This window comes from Photorhabdus akhurstii, assembly GCF_019090985.1.
Lineage (GTDB): Bacteria > Pseudomonadota > Gammaproteobacteria > Enterobacterales > Enterobacteriaceae > Photorhabdus > Photorhabdus akhurstii.
Genome location: NZ_CP020335.1, coordinates 4,841,781 through 4,859,417 on the forward strand (window position 1 = coordinate 4,841,781; position 17,637 = coordinate 4,859,417).

The following is a 17,637-nucleotide window of genomic DNA, read 5'->3' on the forward strand; positions in this document are numbered from 1 at the left end:
CCAGTCCAGCGAATAATAATGCGGTCAATGCCAATAACTCGACGAGTACCTGTTTTTTCACTGGAATATCCCCTTTTTCGCCGGTACCGGCTGCAATGCGGCTTCCAGCCGTTGCGGTGTGCTGTCATAACAATCCAGTGCCAGACCAAACGGGTTACGCTCTGCATCCCCTTGCCAACGGGTGACTTTAATTGGGTAACGTACCAGTGCCCGTTTTACCGGCTCAGCATGAAAATATTCATCGGCCACTAAATCTAACCGGATAACCCAGTTATCCCGGTCTTTTACCATCACATTGCTGTCACGAAAGCCCCGTTCCGGAATTTCATATACCACCCGCACGCGATCTTTGAGCTCACCCACTTGTGACCGGTTTTGAGCATCCTGTTCCAGAAACACCTGACAGGAAGGGGTCAAATACGGAGAAAGCGCTGCTATTTTCGCTGGATAATCGACTTCCCCGTCTTTCGGCCAGGCATTCAGTTGCTGAAAAATATAAAAGCCAAAGGCATAGACCTGGGAGACCGGCACTTGCCACCACGGGCGGGTACTACCACTACGGACATCCGGCGGCGTATAAATGGTTAACTCTCTCGGCGCCATCATCCAGCCACTCAGACTCAGTAACAACAACAAAACCAGCACACCACAGGCAGCGCGTAACGTCAGGATATGCTGGTCCCGGTTTTGAATCGCATGACGAAAACGGCTCATAACCGTCCCATTCGGGTCATTACCCGGTGACCGCGGCGCAACGACCAGCGTTGTGATGTGATAATCAGTGACGGGTCACCCAAACCCCAGCCCCGCTTTTTAACCTCCAGCCGTCGATAGAGATAATGCGCCGGTTTACCGCGTTTCATCCGGGCCAGGTATTTGCCGCCAAAGGCAATCAATAATAACGGCGCAATCAGGGCCACCGTCGGTATCATCACCCGATCCGTTACCGGTGCCAGTAACAAGCCAATGACCGTGCCAGCTATCAGTCCCGTTAATGCCGTCCAGCCCAGCTCTGAGGTAGTAAATCCCCGGAACACGACAGGTTCGGCGTTAAGACGATCAGGTAAAAAACGAATAGTCTGAACCATACTGACACTTCCCTTGGGGTTAAAAGAGAATGGAGGTCGATTTGCCCAGCAGCCAGATAACCGCCACTAACAGCACCACGCCAACCACCACAATCGCGCCAAATTTAGTCCAGGAAGCTCTGTCACTGCGAACTTCAGAAAAAGTATGGATTGCCGCTGTTGCCACATTGATAAACGCGATCGCGGCAACGACCAGCCCGCCTATCACTATGCCGTCCTGCAAGTACCCTTTGACGGTATTAAAAATGCCACCACCACTCCCGCTGGAAGGCGGTTCAACCGTTGGCAATGCCGCAGTCACGGGTTGACAAACCAGATAAACCAGCACACTGAGTGACACTGCACGGGTATTGATACGGGCAAACAGGCGGAACAGTGACTGACATCCCCGGTTTAACAGATCCATTTCCTTTTCCCTTTTTTCCATTACAGGTTAAAAAACCGATTAGCTGGCAAACATCCAGATAGCCATCACCAGCAACAACGCCACACGAATGACAAAACGGTTCATCGCCGCTTCACGGACCTTTTCATTGGCCCAGCCCTGCCAGACGTCTACCATTCCCCATGCCGCCCAGAGAAACAGCACCGCTATCAGTAAACCGATGCAGAGAAATTGCATCACATGGGGATCGAGATTGCCGGAAGCCGCCCTGAACGCATTGCGTTGTACCTCGTTCACCGTATTCGCTCCTGACGATATTGACCGGTCACATCCAGCGCAGCCGCAGAAATCCCGGGTTGGGCACGGGAGGGGGTCAGATAGCGGTTAATGCCTTCACGGACAATATTGAGGTCCCGGTTAGCACGTAGATAATCAAAATAAAAACGGTCTGTTTGACCCTCCTGAACGGCCAAAACCCGGGCACGTTCCAAACTGGCCTGCACCTGGTCAAGCTGTCTGAGTGTGGTGGCCAGCTCATCTTTTTCCCCAGCCAGTGCAGACCCGCTCATCAGCATCGTCAATACCAAGATGCTGCGGGAAAGTAAGCGAAAATAAGCCATAGCATTACCCTAAATCAGCGTAGATATATACATCAACAGAGTGACGAAAAAGGGTAACGATTACAGTGAATAATTGTTTATCTGATTTTGAAAATTTTGAATATCTGAACTTAGGGTATAAAACTATCTCCCTCTCATCTGTTTGATAAGATAATAGAATTGATAATTGATGCTTTCTAATACAACAAAGGAATTAAGTGGTATAACAGATCATTAGGAGTTCGTTTATTCAAACTTTATAGATAATATTTTCTGTAGGCGGATTCGACTAATAAGTATAATCCGACATCAAAAACTGTAATTAAATGGTGTATTAGAGGTATTATTAGTCGATATTAAATTAGAGGAATTATTTAACACTCATCAAACCAATTAATTTCAGCTTCACGCACAGTTCTAGCTACAAATAAACCCACAACCTGAACTTGCGGCAAATGGTTTTTAATAACCATTTTCATTGCTTTATAGTGACTACCTGCTGTCAGAACATCATCAAATATCACAACCATGTTTCTCACACCTTCAACCTGCTCAATATTAAAGTGATAGTTTAACATTATCTCTTCCGGTGAAGGTCTGTTCTTGGTCGAATGGGCTGCTATTGTAGAATACTTTTGTGTCACTAATTCTCTAAAATCAAGTTCTGGATTTGAGCATTTACATTGATTAAGAATAGATATCAATCTATCGTCATAACCAATGTCAGTTTTGCACTTTGATGGAGGTATTGGAACAAAAGTTAAACGTTGAAGAGTGCTGATATGAGACAACATTTCAGCTATTTTATTTATTGCCTGCTGCTTATGTTTATAGTGATCTTCAGTTCGCTGTAATACGCTCTTTTTTAGATTTATTATTAGCCTATTTGTTTCACTGTAAGCATAACCTTTCCTGGCTGTATATTCACCATAAAAGTAACAAGTGTCGTCTTCTGCAAGATAGTAGTGATCTCTACGACTCAGTTCATCAATTTTCGTAAGACGGTAAGTCACAGATGTTCCCTAATATCCTCATAGTCTTTAACCCTTATAGCCCCTAACGCTTCATATTTTGCCGGCCAGCTAATCGAAGTATTCTTGAAACAAGATTCTAATATAAATAATTTCCTGCCTTGATTCAAAGCCGCTCTAGCTTGCGTCATCGTTCCTGAGGTATCAGATGCCTCAACGATAATAGTCGCTTCAGATAATGCTGACATAGTCACATTACGCTCAGGAAAAAACAGACGATTACTACGGTAATCTTGCTCAATATAACGTTTAAATGGTACCTGGCTAATTAGCAAATAACTTTCTCTAATTGCCTTTTGGAGCTCACTATTCTGTCTTGGGTAAATATGAGACAACGGAGTACCAATAACCGCTATTGTGTTACCTCCCAACTCCAACGCAGTCGTATGAGCAACCGTATCTACTCCCTCAGCCAAGCCAGAAATAATAGTAAATCCATCATTCACAAGACTTTTAACTAGCTTTCTTGTTCTACGGCGACCTTCATCAGATATCTTTCGTGAACCGACAACAGCCACACACCGAGTATTAACTAAATCCCACCAACCTTGATAATAAAACAATTCTATTGGGTGACGAGCATCTCTCAATTTATCAGGATACTCACTAGCTCCATGCACTCTAACACCTAAATGCTCGACAGAATATTTATTAAGAATATATTTCAGCGACTTTTTGACAGACTCTCTTTTTTCTTCGGGGACGAGTTCAGATGGTATAGTACCATTAGGTGCTTGCCGGAACTTATCAGCAATAGTTTTAAATGTAGCGTCCTGCTCGGTCCACAACGCTTCATATGCCGCCATCTCCTCAAATGGAGATATCGCTCGTTCGAAGGAATCTGAAGATCCAAAATCAAGTTGCAACATTCTATCCGTTCCCAATTCATAGTATAAAAGGTTACTAAGAACACCTACTACAGTAACTGCCGAAAAGGCAGTACAAAAACATGCTAAATGGTTAACTGAACAAATGCCATTATTTTTTCTTTTTACTGCAAAATTAGGCTTTTTTGCTGAGAAATCTAACAAAAATCATTAAAAATTTCACCCATGTTATTACATCAAAGATATTTCTTAAAAGTACTCATCATCACGGTAATAGAGAATCCTAATAGGAGAGCTGCGGGTAACAAGAGTAAATTAGGATACACAGCCGATGGCCAGGAGAGATATAACAGACAGGGTACACAAAACGCCGGTTTCACAAACCGTTTGGCGTGATGATAGACAAAACTCGACTCATAAGCGGCACCATAACGTCTCAAGTCACGTCGACTTAGCCCTTCAACAACAGCAACACCTATAACCATCACAAACAATGGCAAAAACAACACTAGAATAGTGAGCCGGATAATAAAGGTTACGGTCACATATACCGTTGCCAACAGGTACTTCCGCAAACTTTCCGCCAGCCATACACTCCAATCGCTCAACTCTCTCACCATTTCATAATGGCTCCGAGCTTGTACTGTATGCTGTTGATTAATCCAGTCCAGTGTACCACTGTCTACAAGCGCCCACTGATAACCCCATTTTAACCAGATATTAAGCGTAGTAGCGGGCTCTGATAACAGTAAGCTGCGGGTAAACTCTTTAGACAACCAACCGCTTTCCGTGATCATAACTTGTTGGCTGTGTCTCTCTCCCTGTTCCGGCCAGAAAAAGGCTATCCCAAAATATTCAATCACCAGACTGAAAAACAACGAAGCCAGCAACAAGCCAATAAGTATCCACGGAAAATCCCACAAAACTGTTTTTAATGGTCCTGACTTTTTCGGTGGTGTCTGCGGCGATTTAGTTTTCTGTTGCGTCATCGTCAGCTTCCTCATCAAGAGTCAGCACCGCTGGATTTAACATCATATCCAGGTCAGCCTGACTGTCACTTGGCATTGAGCCCGCTGACCACCAGGATTCACTGGTACGGTAATGTTTACGCATATCATCAGCGATTTTTTGCAGACTTGCCGGCATCAGGTCATCATCATCGGCTGCCGGCAGCGGCATCCGAATCTTCCATAACCGTCCCCCTTCAAGCAGAGCAAATGCCTGACCTTTCGGCAAATTAATCACCTCGGCAGGGGTAATTAACGGCGTTCTGATCGTGCTAACCCGGTCCTGAGTGTTAGAGGTAAAGTGACTCCCCTGCTCCGGACTGGAGATATCAGTAATCCCGGAGACCAAAGTTTTAGTGTACACTTCCACCTCTGGCAACTGGCGGGTTAGCAGCTCAGCGGTGTTATTTTCCCTAACACGCAACATAACTAAGGTATTAAAATTTCCTGTTACCTGTGCCGCTTTAGCACTGCTGCCAATGCGTGCTTCAATATCAGACAAGGTCTGAGTGTAAGCGGTTACCTCTATCCCGGCACCGCCCCCCTTGTTAATCAGCGGAATAAATTCATCGCCCATCAGCTCATTGAATTCATCACAATGTAAGCTAATGGGGAGTTTTCTCGTTTTACTTTCTGGCAAACCGTCATCCAGACCAAATTTGTAGATATGGCCAGCAACGGAAACCAAGTCTGCGAACATGGAATTGCCTACTGCCGAAGCCACTTCTGCATCCGATAAAGCGTCCAGCCCCACATAGACGATACCTTTCTTACGTATCACTTGTTGCCAGTCAAAGATGGGACGCGGATCATTCATATCCGTGTAATCTGGTGCCAACAGCGCGGCTATTTTCCCCGTGGTCAGTTTTTCCAGTAATGGCAACAGGGACGCCACAATTTTGTCAAAATAGGTGCGATCATAGCGAACCGCACTGCGCAACCCGTCCAGTATCGGATCATAGAGTTTTTTCCCCACTTCTGAGCTTAATGCCATTTCAATCGCCCAGATTTTCACTGCATTCGCCTGCCCCTGCATATTGCGTGGCAAATCGTCTTCCGTCAGCAGACCCAGACTTTTCTCTACCTGCTCCCATAACACAGGCAGGCATTGCCTGATAATTTTTTCAGCATAAGTTTCATACAGTTCGCCAATATTGGTGACATAACGTAATATCAGGGTGTAATCCGGTCGCTGCCCCAGTGCCACCAAAGCGCGGGTAACGATATTGACAAAGCGCCAGGCAAACTCACGAAAAGCGGCACTGTTACCCGCCCCACTCAATTGCCCTGCTATACGAGAAGCGACTTCTGAAACCCGACCAAAACGGCCAACAGCATTGTAACGGGCACTAATATCCGGCCAGCCCAGATGAAACACATGGAACTCATCTTCCCGCCCGGCACGATGCGCTTCCGCCCACATGCGTTTGAGCAGGTCTGCATCCCCTTTCGGATCAAACACAATCGTGATATTACCCCGCCGGATATCCTGAGTGATGAGTAACTCTGCCAGCCGGGTCTTACCAACACGGGTTGTACCGAGGACCAACATGTGCCCGACCCGCTCACGCAAATCCATTGACACATTGACTTCATCTGGTTCAATGCCATGCAATGCTGGATTGCCTCCTACTGGCGGCAGTGGCCTCACCGGGTTCCACGGAGAATCACGTTGCGTCAGACGACATAAAGAGGGCAATGGGTACTCAAACCGCTGCTCAAATGCCCTCGCTAATTGATAATACCGGGAAGGTTGAACATAACGTTCGACTTCCGGGCGCAGGGTATCCAGAAATCGTTGTGTATGTTTTTGTTGCCAAAGAAACCCTTTCCCCAGAAACAATCTCTGATGACTGACGGGTACCTGGTGGCTGGCCATCACATAACGGGGCAATCGTCGGATATTGCGCCGGTAGTTCAGTATATGTAACCCCTGCCGGAATCGGAGACCTGATAACATGCCAAAACCTGCCGCCATGACATAACTGACCGATGGTGACAATGCCACAGCCCACGGCGCTACGATACAGACACCGGCGGCAACCGCCGAAACAACAGCGGTATTCAACTCAACAGCCGGACGTAACCGTGCTTCAATCACATAACGATCGCTCATCTAGCCCGCCATAACACCACAATTGCCAACAACAATCCCAACAAAAGCACCGGGAAACTGTATGGCAACATCAGTTCGGATAGTATAGGGTGACGGGGCCACATCAACGCACCTGCTGAGTTAAACCGATATCGGTTATCAACACTGGGTAATGCCGCAAATTCAACCGCTGGGCCAAATCACTGCCGGAAGCGGGGGCTAATACTAATCCCTCTGCAAGCTGACGCAGTTCATCCAGTTGTGCTTTATCCCGCACACTGACCAGCAACCCCACCGCCTGCTTTTTCCGAAGGCCAACCAAATTTTCCTTCAACCACTGTTTTGACCGGGCATCATCCCCAATCATGAACAACGCTCCCATTCCTGGCAATTGCAACGGACGAGCGTCAACAGGTCCGGGAGACAATTCCGGCGTTTCCACCGGTAACATGCCCCCTTCGGTTAAATCTGGCGGGGTCGCCTCCGTATTTGAAGAAGTCGTCGGTTCATTGTCCTGAGCGTTAATGGCATCAAAATACGCTGCTGTAGATTGTCCACCTAAATCAGCCACAATAGTCAGTGCAGCCTGAGAACAGGGCGCCAATATCATCATCATCATTAAAAATAAACGGCAGCGATAACGGATTAAGTTATGGATTAACATCTTCTTTATTTTTCCTTCGGTTCAATCCAGGTCTGTGTCGTATTAACTACAGCAATATTGGTGGACAAAACAGGATATCGGGTCTCTAGCGTACTCAGTTTACGTGCGACGATTTTCCGATACTTACTCGCGGGTTGACCGCCAGCGGGATGGTGATAACAGCCTGCCGCATTCAACCAACTACCCGGATTGGATTGATAACAGGTTTTCAGAATACGGGCTGCCACATGAAGATTAGTATAGGGGTCCAAGGCATCCCAATAAGAACGAAAATAATGGCCGTTCCAGCCTAAATTCACTTGAGTAATCCCCACATCAATACGTTTGAGGGGTACGCTACGCATAAATCCCTGCAACGCCTGCCAGATCGCTTGTCGGGTTGCATAACGATAACTTTTTCCAGCCACATTGAGCGTCCACGGCCAGGGCCGTTCATGTTTCTCCTGTGGCAAACGTTTTGCTGATTCAGCGAGTGCCAACGCATAAAGCATTTCAGCGGGTACGCCATGCACCCGCGCAATCTGCTGGTACCCAGGCGGAACAACCTGTTTTACCGCCGCGGCCATACCTTCTGTCACCCAAAAGAGACTTCCCGCCACAGCGAGACTCAAAATGCCACCACACGCCATCCGTCATTCTCATGTTGTAGTACGACCGGCATTTTCCCCTGACCAAATTGTCGCCAGCGCCCTTTGTCATGATTAAGCGTGATTTTTCGGCTCCGGACTTTTTCTGAGGGAATATGATGTTTACCTGCCCAGGTACGTAAAACATCATCGTTGCCTTCGCTATCTACCAGGTAAATATCCACCTCACGGTCAGCTGACAAGACAGCAACCAGCCGGGCATCACAAGCCGCGCAATCCTCTTTCACAAATAACGCCAGCCGCCCTTGATTACCCTGTGCGATTCCGCCCCCCTTCCCTAAATTAACCGGCAAAATATTCGGCACCAGACGCTTCCAGGCCGCATCCACCGCCCGCTGGAACGCCAGTTCCTTTTCAGTACGAACATATTCCTGCCTAACCCACAGTTCGGCATAACGTTGACGCGCCTGTACTGTTTCTGCCTCAATACCCAATGCACTCAACGGATCGAGCCCAGGAGACTGAATGCCCCGTTGTCCCTGCATCAATTGCTGATAACGCTGAAACTCTGCTTCTGTCAGCCCCCACATTTGCGCCTGAATACGGTGGTTTTCAGCCTGCATGACCTGTTGCTGAGTCGCTTTCATTCCCGTCTCTGTCTGTTCAGAGATAGCAACCTGTGCCGCCGAAGCTGACAGAGACATAACAACGCCAATCAGCACCACCCCCTTCCTCTGGCTGAAAAAATCTTTTCTCATCATTACCCTCCATTGACTGACAGGGTTTGACGGTGCCCTTGTACCTGGAACAAAGCCTGATGATCGGAGATACTGACCAACGTCCATTCAAATGCACTTTCACCCGGGGTCAGTAAGCGCATTTGAGATATTTGAGAATGAGGATCTGTGTCTCGTGGAATAATAACGGCATAAACTTGTTCTCCCCGATGTTCAATACCAGAAAGTATGAAAGGGGCAACCATCCGTTTCTTCGCTCGAAGAACTTCCCGATCAGGTGTGCCCGCTTTTTTACCCGCATGCTTTTCCTGCTGAGATTTCCACGTGATTAATGCGTCAACGCGCATTTCCTGCTGTTTCACGGTATTTTTCAATACACTCACTGCTTCGGTAAGATCCTGATGCGCACGGCTTAAATCAACCACTGACTGTACCAGTGGTTTCTGTTGGTCGTTAACGGATCCCTGTTGCGCTATCAATGCCTGATGAAACCGGTCATTTTGCATTTGCCAGTCCTGACGGGAGACAAAGCTAGTATCCGCTTTATCAAGCCGTTCATGCAGCTTTTGCACCTCATCAGGCAAATGCCGGAATGATCCATTTCGCATCAATGACTGAAATTCCACTAACTGATGATGTTGCTGCCGTACTACGAATGCCAGAAATGCGATGCTGACAATAACAAGCAATATTGACAGATACCCCAGACATTTTTTTAACGACAACAACCTGGATTGGGTCTTTTGAGAAACCGCCTGCCGCAAGCTGTCAATTTCAGCTTCAGACGTCGGCGACAGAGGAGGGATTTCAGTTGTCATACACAGCATCCTTGTTTGTTTTATTTAGCGCTGTGCCTAGCGTACTTTTAGTATTATCGGGTTGCTTGACAAAAATGTGACTTATTCAGACAGTGATTAGAGTCTAATCATATGATTACCCGATACCGGGCAGCATACTGGGCAAAACCAGAGAGGATGACGATAAAAAATTCAACATGAAAAAATGAAAATTATCCCCTCAATATAGAGCATAAATCTATGGTCACCACGTCAGGCTGCCCATTCTGACGCATCGCCTTTTTAAAGAAATGCAGTGCAGCTTTCCTATCCCGATGAGCCGTCAGCAAAAAATCAATTGTATTACTGCTCGAATCCACTGCCCGGTAAAGGTAACGCCATTGCCCTTTGATTTTGATACAGGTTTCATCCATGCGCCACCGACGCCCAACAGTGGGCTTACTACGCCGGTAATGTTTAATCATCAACGGAACTAAACAATGAACCCAACGAGAGAGCGGGGAATGATCAACGGCAATCCCACTCTCCGTCATCATTTCTTCCAGATTACACAGGCTCAGTGCATAGGCCAGATACCAGCGAACATACTGAACGATAATATCAACAAGATAGTGCAGATGTTTGAATGCTTCTCGAGTCAGGGATATCGTCAGTTCAACCAATAAAAAAATGCAATATTATCCAAACAGCGCTTAATGCAACAGAAAAAGTGTCCAAATCATCATTCATTAGATTGACTAATTAAATTAAATTTGTTTATATGTTATGTGTTCTTTTTTAATTGAGTGTAATTAAACCAATTATTGATTGAATTACAGCCATAAATATATATTTCGTTTTTTTGTGCTTTTTATGGACTATTGCCATCAGACTTTGGGAGCGAATTCTCAAGGCGGTAGCCTGTCTATTTATTAGTTGTCTTATTGGGTTCCGCCGTATTTTGCCACTGAAAAACGACATTCCTTCACATAGCGTATTCGGACACCTCTTCGGCCTTAATATGCCCGGAGCAGTTTGAATCAGCCTTCAGATGCTGGGTGGCTGAAACACTTCCGATCTTATCACGCCAGGTGGTTAGGGAAAGATCACGAAAAGTATGTTTTTCGAATATAAATCGCATATTTTCTTAACGAAAATGCAACACACCCATCAAGTAGATATCCAACTAACCATAGTAGTGAACAAGGAATATTGTACCGAGGACAGGCTACATCAATCTTTGCCATGTATAACATCTAAAAGGCAAAGTATAAGTGATCAGCAAGTCTACGTAAGAACCCCAAATTGTTAACTAGTAGTAAATAAGTATCAAGGCGTTATAACTTGGAACATCTAATATTAATGTTTAAGGATACCTCCGATGCCAATGCTATTATCAAATACCCAAGAACGATTTTTTTATGAATGGAAACTAACTCCCAATAGCCCTGCATTTAATACTCCTTTAGTATTCAAAATACAAGGTAATATAAATGTTAGCGCATTAAATTCAGTTTTGGCTTCAGTAGTGAAAAGACACAACACATTGAGAACAGTTTTTATAGAAGTCAATGATAAAGTTTTTCAAAAGATTCTGGATGATTTAGTTCCGGAAATGGAATTGGTGGATTTAACAGACATTCCTTCATATAAACAAAACGAAGTTAAAATAGACACTATAAATAAAATTATTAGTAAACCATTTGATTTAACAAAAGCACCCTTATTTAAATTTTGCCTAATTAAACTCTCATCAGAAAAATTTTATTTAGTTTTTAACTTGCATCATATTATTACCGATGGATATTCTGCAAACTTTATTCTACAAGATTTATCTTTCCATTATAATCAATTCATTATAAAAAATAGTGTCATTTTGCCAAATATAAATATCTCAATTAATGATTACCTCGATTATGAAGAGAATCTTATTAATAAATCTGAAGGATTTAAAGAAGGAATCAAATTTTGGCTTTCTGAATTAAAAGGGGCTGAATTACTTATCAATCTATATGATAAAACTGCCGAAGAAACAACATATGATTTCAATGGAAAAAGATATTATTTTGATATTTCAGACGAATTAACCCATAGAATAAAAATTATTTCTAAAAAAGTAGGAGTAACTACTTTTATTTTATTGACTGGTCTTTTTAGCATATTAATTCGTTACTATACCGGGCAAGATAACATAACGTTAGGTTATACAAAATCAAATAGAAATAAAATGTTTAGCAATCTATTTGCCTGTCTTTTAAACCAATTGCCAATGCGTATAAAACTCAATGGTGATCTAACTTTTTCACAATTACTTGAACGTATAAAAAAGAACCGTAAGAATGCTCGTCAATATGAGAATGTTCCTACTAATATAATTCTAAGGTCGCTTAGAAAACAAGAAAATGCCTCCATACTCAGATTATATAATGTATCTATTTTAAGGACAAACTTTGTAACTTCAGGCATTAATTTCACCAATGCCTGTTCTGAGTCTATTCTTATTGACACAAAAACCTCCAAGGACGATCTTACTTTCATCTATGACGAAGGTGATTCTCTTCAGTTTGCATTTGAGTATAAAACCGCTCTATTTAGCGACGAATATATTATTGAGATGGCACATAGTTTCACTACTTTGCTCGAAAATATGCTCAAAAATCCAGATAGTAAAATCAGAAACATGCAAATTCTCGAAGATCAGAGATTAAAAGAAAAAATTCAAATAAATATAGAGCCTAGGATAGATAGATTACCTAACCTAACAATTTATGATCTATTTAATAAGCAAGTGTCGTTAGTACCAAATCATGTTGCGATAGAAACAAGCCATATAAAATTAACCTATGCAGAATTGAATCAAGAAATAAATTCCCTAACAAATTTCTTAAAAGAAAAATTGATAAAATCTAATATAAATAAAAAGTTAATTGGATTATGCTTTGATCGTAATTATTACATGGTTGTTTCCATATTAACAGCATTAAGATTGGGTATAGGATATTTACCCCTTGATCCAGGATATCCAGAAGAAAGATTAAAATATATCAGCCAAGATGCTGATTTAGAATTGATTCTCACAAATACAAACGTGTTTAATAATAATAATTCGCTAAAATCAATTAACTGTGACTTAATTTGTGTGGATTCAATAGAATCCCAAGTAAAAAATGCAGTGATTAATTATCCAATATCACCGGACGATTTAGCATATGTCATTTATACATCTGGTTCTACAGGGAAGCCAAAAGGTGTAAAAATCTCCCAAACGAATATAATAAGCTTTGTTCTCAGTGCTATTATAGAATTTAATTTTCAAAAAGAAGATAGTTTCTTGGGTATAACTTCCTGGAGCTTTGATATTTTTCTTTTAGAAATATTATTACCTTTATTGACCGGAGGGAAATACATACTTTATGACCAATCCGATAAAAATGACTTTAAAAAAATAAGTGAATTTATAAAGCAAAAGAAACCTACGTTCGTGCAAGCAACGCCCACCTTTTGGGAAAGCATTCTAACTTTTCTAACTGGTTACAAAAATAAAATAAAAATCTTATGCGGTGGGGAACCTCTTACCACAAGTGTGAAAAATGGTTTGCTTAACATCAGCCCAAATGTTTGGAATGTTTACGGCCCTACAGAAACTACGATCTGGTCTACTGTTTATAAACTATCAAACGATAAAGCAATTAAAATAGGTTATCCTTTTAATAATACTGAATTATACGTCCTCAATAAAGACCTTAACCTCCTACCTACTGGCGTTATAGGAGAGTTATATATTGGAGGGCTAGGCGTTGGTCAAGGTTATCTAAATCAGGGGATTTTAACGAAGAAACATTTTCTACAAAATCCTTTTTCAAACTATAGCAATAAACTCTCACCAATAATATATAAAACCGGTGATTTAGTTAAATCAGGAAAAAATGGAGTGCTAGAGTATATAAGTCGCTGTGATTCTCAAGTAAAAGTCCGGGGGCATAGAATAGAGTTAGGTGAGATAGAAAAAGCGATTGAACTTGAAGAGAAAATTGCTAAAGCAATCGTTGTTGTGGTTGATACTAATAATGGGAAACAACTATTTGCCTATTATATAACTAAAAATAAGAATATCGTAGATCCAACAATAATACGTCAGAAAGTACAGCTTCATCTTCCATATTATATGGTACCTACACACTTTATTGCCTTACAACAATTTCCTACATTACCAAGTGGAAAAATAGACAGAAAAAAAATATCAATATTGAAACCCCAAAGTGGGATTGTTGAAAAATATGATGAAGAGAGTTTCACAGAAACTGAAAAGCAAATAGCTAATATTTGGAAGAATATACTGGACATATCCAGCCTAACTCATGAACAAACTTTTTTCGAACTAGGCGGTGATTCTATAACGGCAACAAAAGTTATTTATCGTATAGAAGACTATTTAAAAATCACCCTATCAATTCGTTCTATTTTTGAACACTCTACAATAAAAAGCCTATCAGAATTTATTGATAATAACATAATTAAAAATACTCATGCTATAAGTATTAAGCCAATACCATCACATATTAAATTATTGTCATTAAAATCCCCACTCTCAGATGCCCAAAAAAGACTTTGGTTTCTATATAAGTTAAATAAGCAAAGCCCTGTTTATAATATTTCTGAGGCCTTTATGCTTAACGGAGAAGTTAACGTTATTGCTATCAAATATGCTTTAGAACAGCTGACTAAACGACATGAAACACTACAAGGAAGATTTATTGATACTGACGGAGTAACTATTCAGCAATATGATAAAGATCCCCATTTGAATTTCCAGGTTATAGACCTTTCTACTTCAGAGAACCTAAAGAGAGAGAGTATTTCAGATATAATTTCTAATGAAAGTAATAAATATTTCAAGTTGGAAGAAGAATCTCCATTTAGAGCTTTATTAATTAGTATCAAGAAAAAAAAACATATACTGGTTGTTTCTCTACATCATATCATTTCAGACGGATGGTCTATGGGAATTCTTTTAAAAGAATTTGCCATATTATATAAAAATTATGTAGTACAAGATTCTGGAACCCTACCGCCGTTGAAATATAAATTCAGCGATTATGTTGTTTGGCGAAATGAAAGATTAAACTCATCATATATAAAAGAAGGAATTAATTATTGGAAAAAACGCCTCGAAGGATCACCTGCACTTCTCTCATTACCAACAGATTATCCTAGACCCCCCATCTTCAGTCACCAGGGTAAAAGAGCAAGTTTATCCATATCCAAACAGCTAAGTGATAGATTAAATCTATTATGCAATGAACATAACGTGACGTTATTTATGCTATTATTAGCGGCTCTAAAAACCCTCCTGTTCCGGTATACTGGCCAAAAAGATATTGTTGTAGGAACACTTGTTGCCAATAGAAGTCACCCAGATTTTGAAGATATTGTTGGGTTCTTTGTTAACACGCTCGCTATTAGAACAGAGTTGGACGAGAAGTTTACTTTCCATGAAACTCTAAACATTATTAAAAATAATACATTAAAAGATTTTTCAAACCAAGAAGTACCTTTTGAATCTATTATTGAAGCTATCAACCCGACACGTTCTTTAAGTTATACTCCTTTATTTCAGGTATTATTTGTTCTACAAAACACACTACCAAGAAACATAGATTTAAGTCCCCTAAAAATAGAATTAATTGATCCTCAATTGAATGTTGCAAAATATGATCTAACGCTTTCATTAAATCCGACAATACAAGGGTTACGAGGATACATTGAATATAGTACCGATCTTTTTACTGAAGAAAGCATCATTAATATTATTGATAATTATAAAAACTTATTGGAAAAACTTACTCAAAATATTGATGAAAAACTAAGTTCAATAGATTTTATTTGTTCTAAACAAAAAAATAATATATTAACTGAATATAGCGGCAGCAATAAAAAATATAATCTTAAAAAAGACATTATTCAAAGATTTGAAGAGCAAGCTACCCAATACCCTAACAATACTGCAATTATTGACAATAAGGCACACACTTCAATTGATTATCAAACATTAACCAAAGAAGTCGAAATATTAGCTAGATATTTACAGTCATTAGGAATAAAAAAGCAAGACAAGGTTGCAATTTGTCTTCAACGTTCTGAATCACAAATTAAAATTATATTAGCTGTATTAAAAATTGGTGCTATATGTGTTCCTATTGATAACGCCATGCCTAAAAGTAGGATTTTATCAATCTTACATGATGTCACTCCTGCTATTCTTATTAGCAAACATATTGGCGAAATTGAGAGTTATGACTATTCTAATATACAATGCTGTCAAGTGGCCGAGCTTCTTCACAGTGCATTTAATCTTAATATAAGTAACAGTTATATAGAAAGAAATAATAATTTTAATACAACTGATTTAGCCTATATCATTTATACTTCTGGATCGACCGGCGAACCTAAAGGTGTTGGCATAACTAGAGGATGTCTATCAAATTTAATTGATTATCATATTGCTGATTTGAAACAAGACACACCGATATCAACACTCTATTATTCACCTCTAACATTTGATGTCTCTTTTCAAGAGTTATTTAGCACCTTATCTTGTGGTGGTACATTGCATATCATTCATGAAGATCAGAGAAGTGATTTTAGATGGCTATCATCGTATATTGATAACAAAAAAATAGAGCGAATTTTCTTACCTTATGTAGCACTAAATATTTTATCTGAAACAGCAACAAGTATTAATATATTTCCTAAACAACTAAAGCATGTCATTACAGCAGGTGAAAAATTAGTCGTCACACCATCAATAAGGACTTTCTTTTCTAAATTACCAGGTGCAAACCTTCATAACCACTACGGTCCAGCAGAAACGCATGTTGTAACAGAATTTATCCTAACCGGACAGCCAGAAACATGGCCTGATTCTCCGCCAATTGGTAAGCCAATAAGAAATGCTGAGATATATATCTTAGACTCAAATCTTCAGCCATTACCTATAGGAGGAATCGGTGAAATTTTTATTGGAGGTATACCTGTTTCGCCTGGCTATATAAATAAAGTAGATGAAACCGTTGCTAGATTCCTTTTTAATCCGTATTCCAATGATGCTTTTAATTTATACCGCACCGGTGATATGGGATATTGGAGATTTGACGGTAATATTCAATATATCGGTCGGCAGGATTATCAAATAAAGAATAGAGGATTTAGAATTGAATTAGGGGAAATAGAATCAGTATTAGATAAGTCTAAGTATATAAAAAAAGCTGCAGTTATTAATAAGCCTTTAGGTCAGGAAAAAGTAAGAATTGTCGCTTTTTGTATAGTGAATGAAACTAATTTATCCAGTGAAAATTATATAGAAATTATATTTAACGACTTAAAAGAATCCTTACCCGATTATATGCTTCCGGCAAAAATATTTATAGTTAAAGAATTACCAATCACGGCCAATGGTAAGATTAACAGAAAAAAACTACTAAGTGTCAAAGAAGAAAATGAAGTTAAAAAGGTTAATAACAAAAACCTTAATGAGTATGAAAGGAAAGTATTCCTTATCTGGCAAGAAGTATTAGGTCACGATAAATTCATTATAACCGATAATTTTTTTGATGTTGGCGGTAACTCCCTAGCGATGGTTCGAGTACAAAATGCTTTATCTAAAGAATTTAATAAAGAAATTAACTTAATTGAAATGTTCAAATACACAACCGTATCTTCAATAAGTAAATATTTAAACACACCACACATAGAAACAAATAAAAACCAAAGTATTGCAAGTGAAAAATTAATATTACGTAAACAGTTTCTCCTGCGAAAGCAGAATAATAAATCCTAATTGG

At 40.6% G+C, this 17,637-nt stretch carries 14 protein-coding genes and 2 pseudogenes; 2 read left to right on the forward strand and 14 right to left on the reverse strand.

Annotated elements, in window-relative coordinates:
- Window positions 1–57: 57 nt before the first annotated feature.
- From B0X70_RS21050 to B0X70_RS21115, 14 genes and pseudogenes are all read right to left on the reverse strand, one after another.
- On the reverse strand, window positions 58–714 hold the full coding sequence (locus tag B0X70_RS21050; protein ID WP_021324364.1) for a PFL_4703 family integrating conjugative element protein: 657 nt from the start codon (window positions 712–714) through the stop codon (window positions 58–60).
- Entirely contained in the window at window positions 711–1,088 is a 378-nt protein-coding gene (locus tag B0X70_RS21055; RefSeq protein ID WP_217470294.1) for a TIGR03750 family conjugal transfer protein, read from the reverse strand. Before B0X70_RS21055 ends, B0X70_RS21050 begins: the two co-directional genes overlap by 4 nt.
- Window positions 1,089–1,107: 19 nt before the next feature.
- A complete protein-coding gene (locus B0X70_RS21060) occupies window positions 1,108–1,494 on the reverse strand; it encodes a TIGR03745 family integrating conjugative element membrane protein (protein ID WP_217470295.1) in 387 nt (128 codons plus the stop codon).
- A gap of 39 nt (window positions 1,495–1,533) precedes the next feature.
- On the reverse strand, window positions 1,534–1,770 hold the full coding sequence (locus B0X70_RS21065) for a TIGR03758 family integrating conjugative element protein (protein ID WP_011145430.1): 237 nt from the start codon (window positions 1,768–1,770) through the stop codon (window positions 1,534–1,536).
- Window positions 1,767–2,093 carry an integrative conjugative element protein, RAQPRD family gene (locus tag B0X70_RS21070; protein ID WP_172910989.1) on the reverse strand — a complete coding sequence of 109 codons (327 nt, stop codon included), beginning with the start codon at window positions 2,091–2,093 and terminating at the stop codon, window positions 1,767–1,769. The genes B0X70_RS21065 and B0X70_RS21070 overlap by 4 nt, the downstream gene beginning before the upstream one ends.
- Before the next feature lie 353 nt (window positions 2,094–2,446).
- Complete coding sequence (locus tag B0X70_RS25405) at window positions 2,447–3,085, reverse strand: hypothetical protein (protein WP_082300870.1); 639 nt, start codon at window positions 3,083–3,085, stop codon at window positions 2,447–2,449.
- On the reverse strand, window positions 3,082–4,134 hold the full coding sequence (locus B0X70_RS21080; RefSeq protein WP_246593355.1) for a DNA-processing protein DprA: 1,053 nt from the start codon (window positions 4,132–4,134) through the stop codon (window positions 3,082–3,084). Before B0X70_RS21080 ends, B0X70_RS25405 begins: the two co-directional genes overlap by 4 nt.
- Window positions 4,135–4,166: 32 nt before the next feature.
- A complete protein-coding gene (locus tag B0X70_RS21085) occupies window positions 4,167–4,919 on the reverse strand; it encodes a TIGR03747 family integrating conjugative element membrane protein (RefSeq protein ID WP_217470296.1) in 753 nt (250 codons plus the stop codon).
- Complete coding sequence (gene traD, locus B0X70_RS21090; protein ID WP_217470297.1) at window positions 4,900–7,053, reverse strand: type IV conjugative transfer system coupling protein TraD; 2,154 nt, start codon at window positions 7,051–7,053, stop codon at window positions 4,900–4,902. The genes B0X70_RS21085 and traD overlap by 20 nt, the downstream gene beginning before the upstream one ends.
- Before the next feature lie 103 nt (window positions 7,054–7,156).
- Window positions 7,157–7,696, reverse strand: a complete 540-nt coding sequence (locus B0X70_RS21095) for an integrating conjugative element protein (RefSeq protein WP_246593356.1) — start codon at window positions 7,694–7,696, stop codon at window positions 7,157–7,159.
- A 5-nt stretch (window positions 7,697–7,701) separates the two neighbouring features.
- Window positions 7,702–8,325 (reverse strand): transglycosylase SLT domain-containing protein, encoded by a 624-nt coding sequence (locus B0X70_RS21100; protein ID WP_246593357.1) that lies wholly within the window; start codon window positions 8,323–8,325, stop codon window positions 7,702–7,704.
- Window positions 8,304–9,041, reverse strand: coding sequence for a TIGR03759 family integrating conjugative element protein (locus B0X70_RS21105; protein ID WP_217471787.1), 738 nt, complete (start codon window positions 9,039–9,041; stop codon window positions 8,304–8,306). The genes B0X70_RS21100 and B0X70_RS21105 overlap by 22 nt, the downstream gene beginning before the upstream one ends.
- A 2-nt stretch (window positions 9,042–9,043) precedes the next feature.
- Complete coding sequence (locus B0X70_RS21110) at window positions 9,044–9,838, reverse strand: hypothetical protein (RefSeq protein WP_217470298.1); 795 nt, start codon at window positions 9,836–9,838, stop codon at window positions 9,044–9,046.
- Window positions 9,839–10,053: 215 nt separating this feature from the next.
- Window positions 10,054–10,464: pseudogene (locus B0X70_RS21115) on the reverse strand (IS6 family transposase); the annotation flags it as partial.
- A gap of 281 nt (window positions 10,465–10,745) precedes the next feature.
- Here B0X70_RS21115 and B0X70_RS25410 point away from each other — a divergent pair.
- Window positions 10,746–10,893 (forward strand): annotated as a pseudogene (locus B0X70_RS25410) (ISAs1 family transposase); the annotation flags it as partial.
- Between the two features lie 284 nt (window positions 10,894–11,177).
- Complete coding sequence (locus tag B0X70_RS21120; RefSeq protein ID WP_217470299.1) at window positions 11,178–17,633, forward strand: non-ribosomal peptide synthetase; 6,456 nt, start codon at window positions 11,178–11,180, stop codon at window positions 17,631–17,633.
- Window positions 17,634–17,637 lie beyond the last annotated feature (4 nt).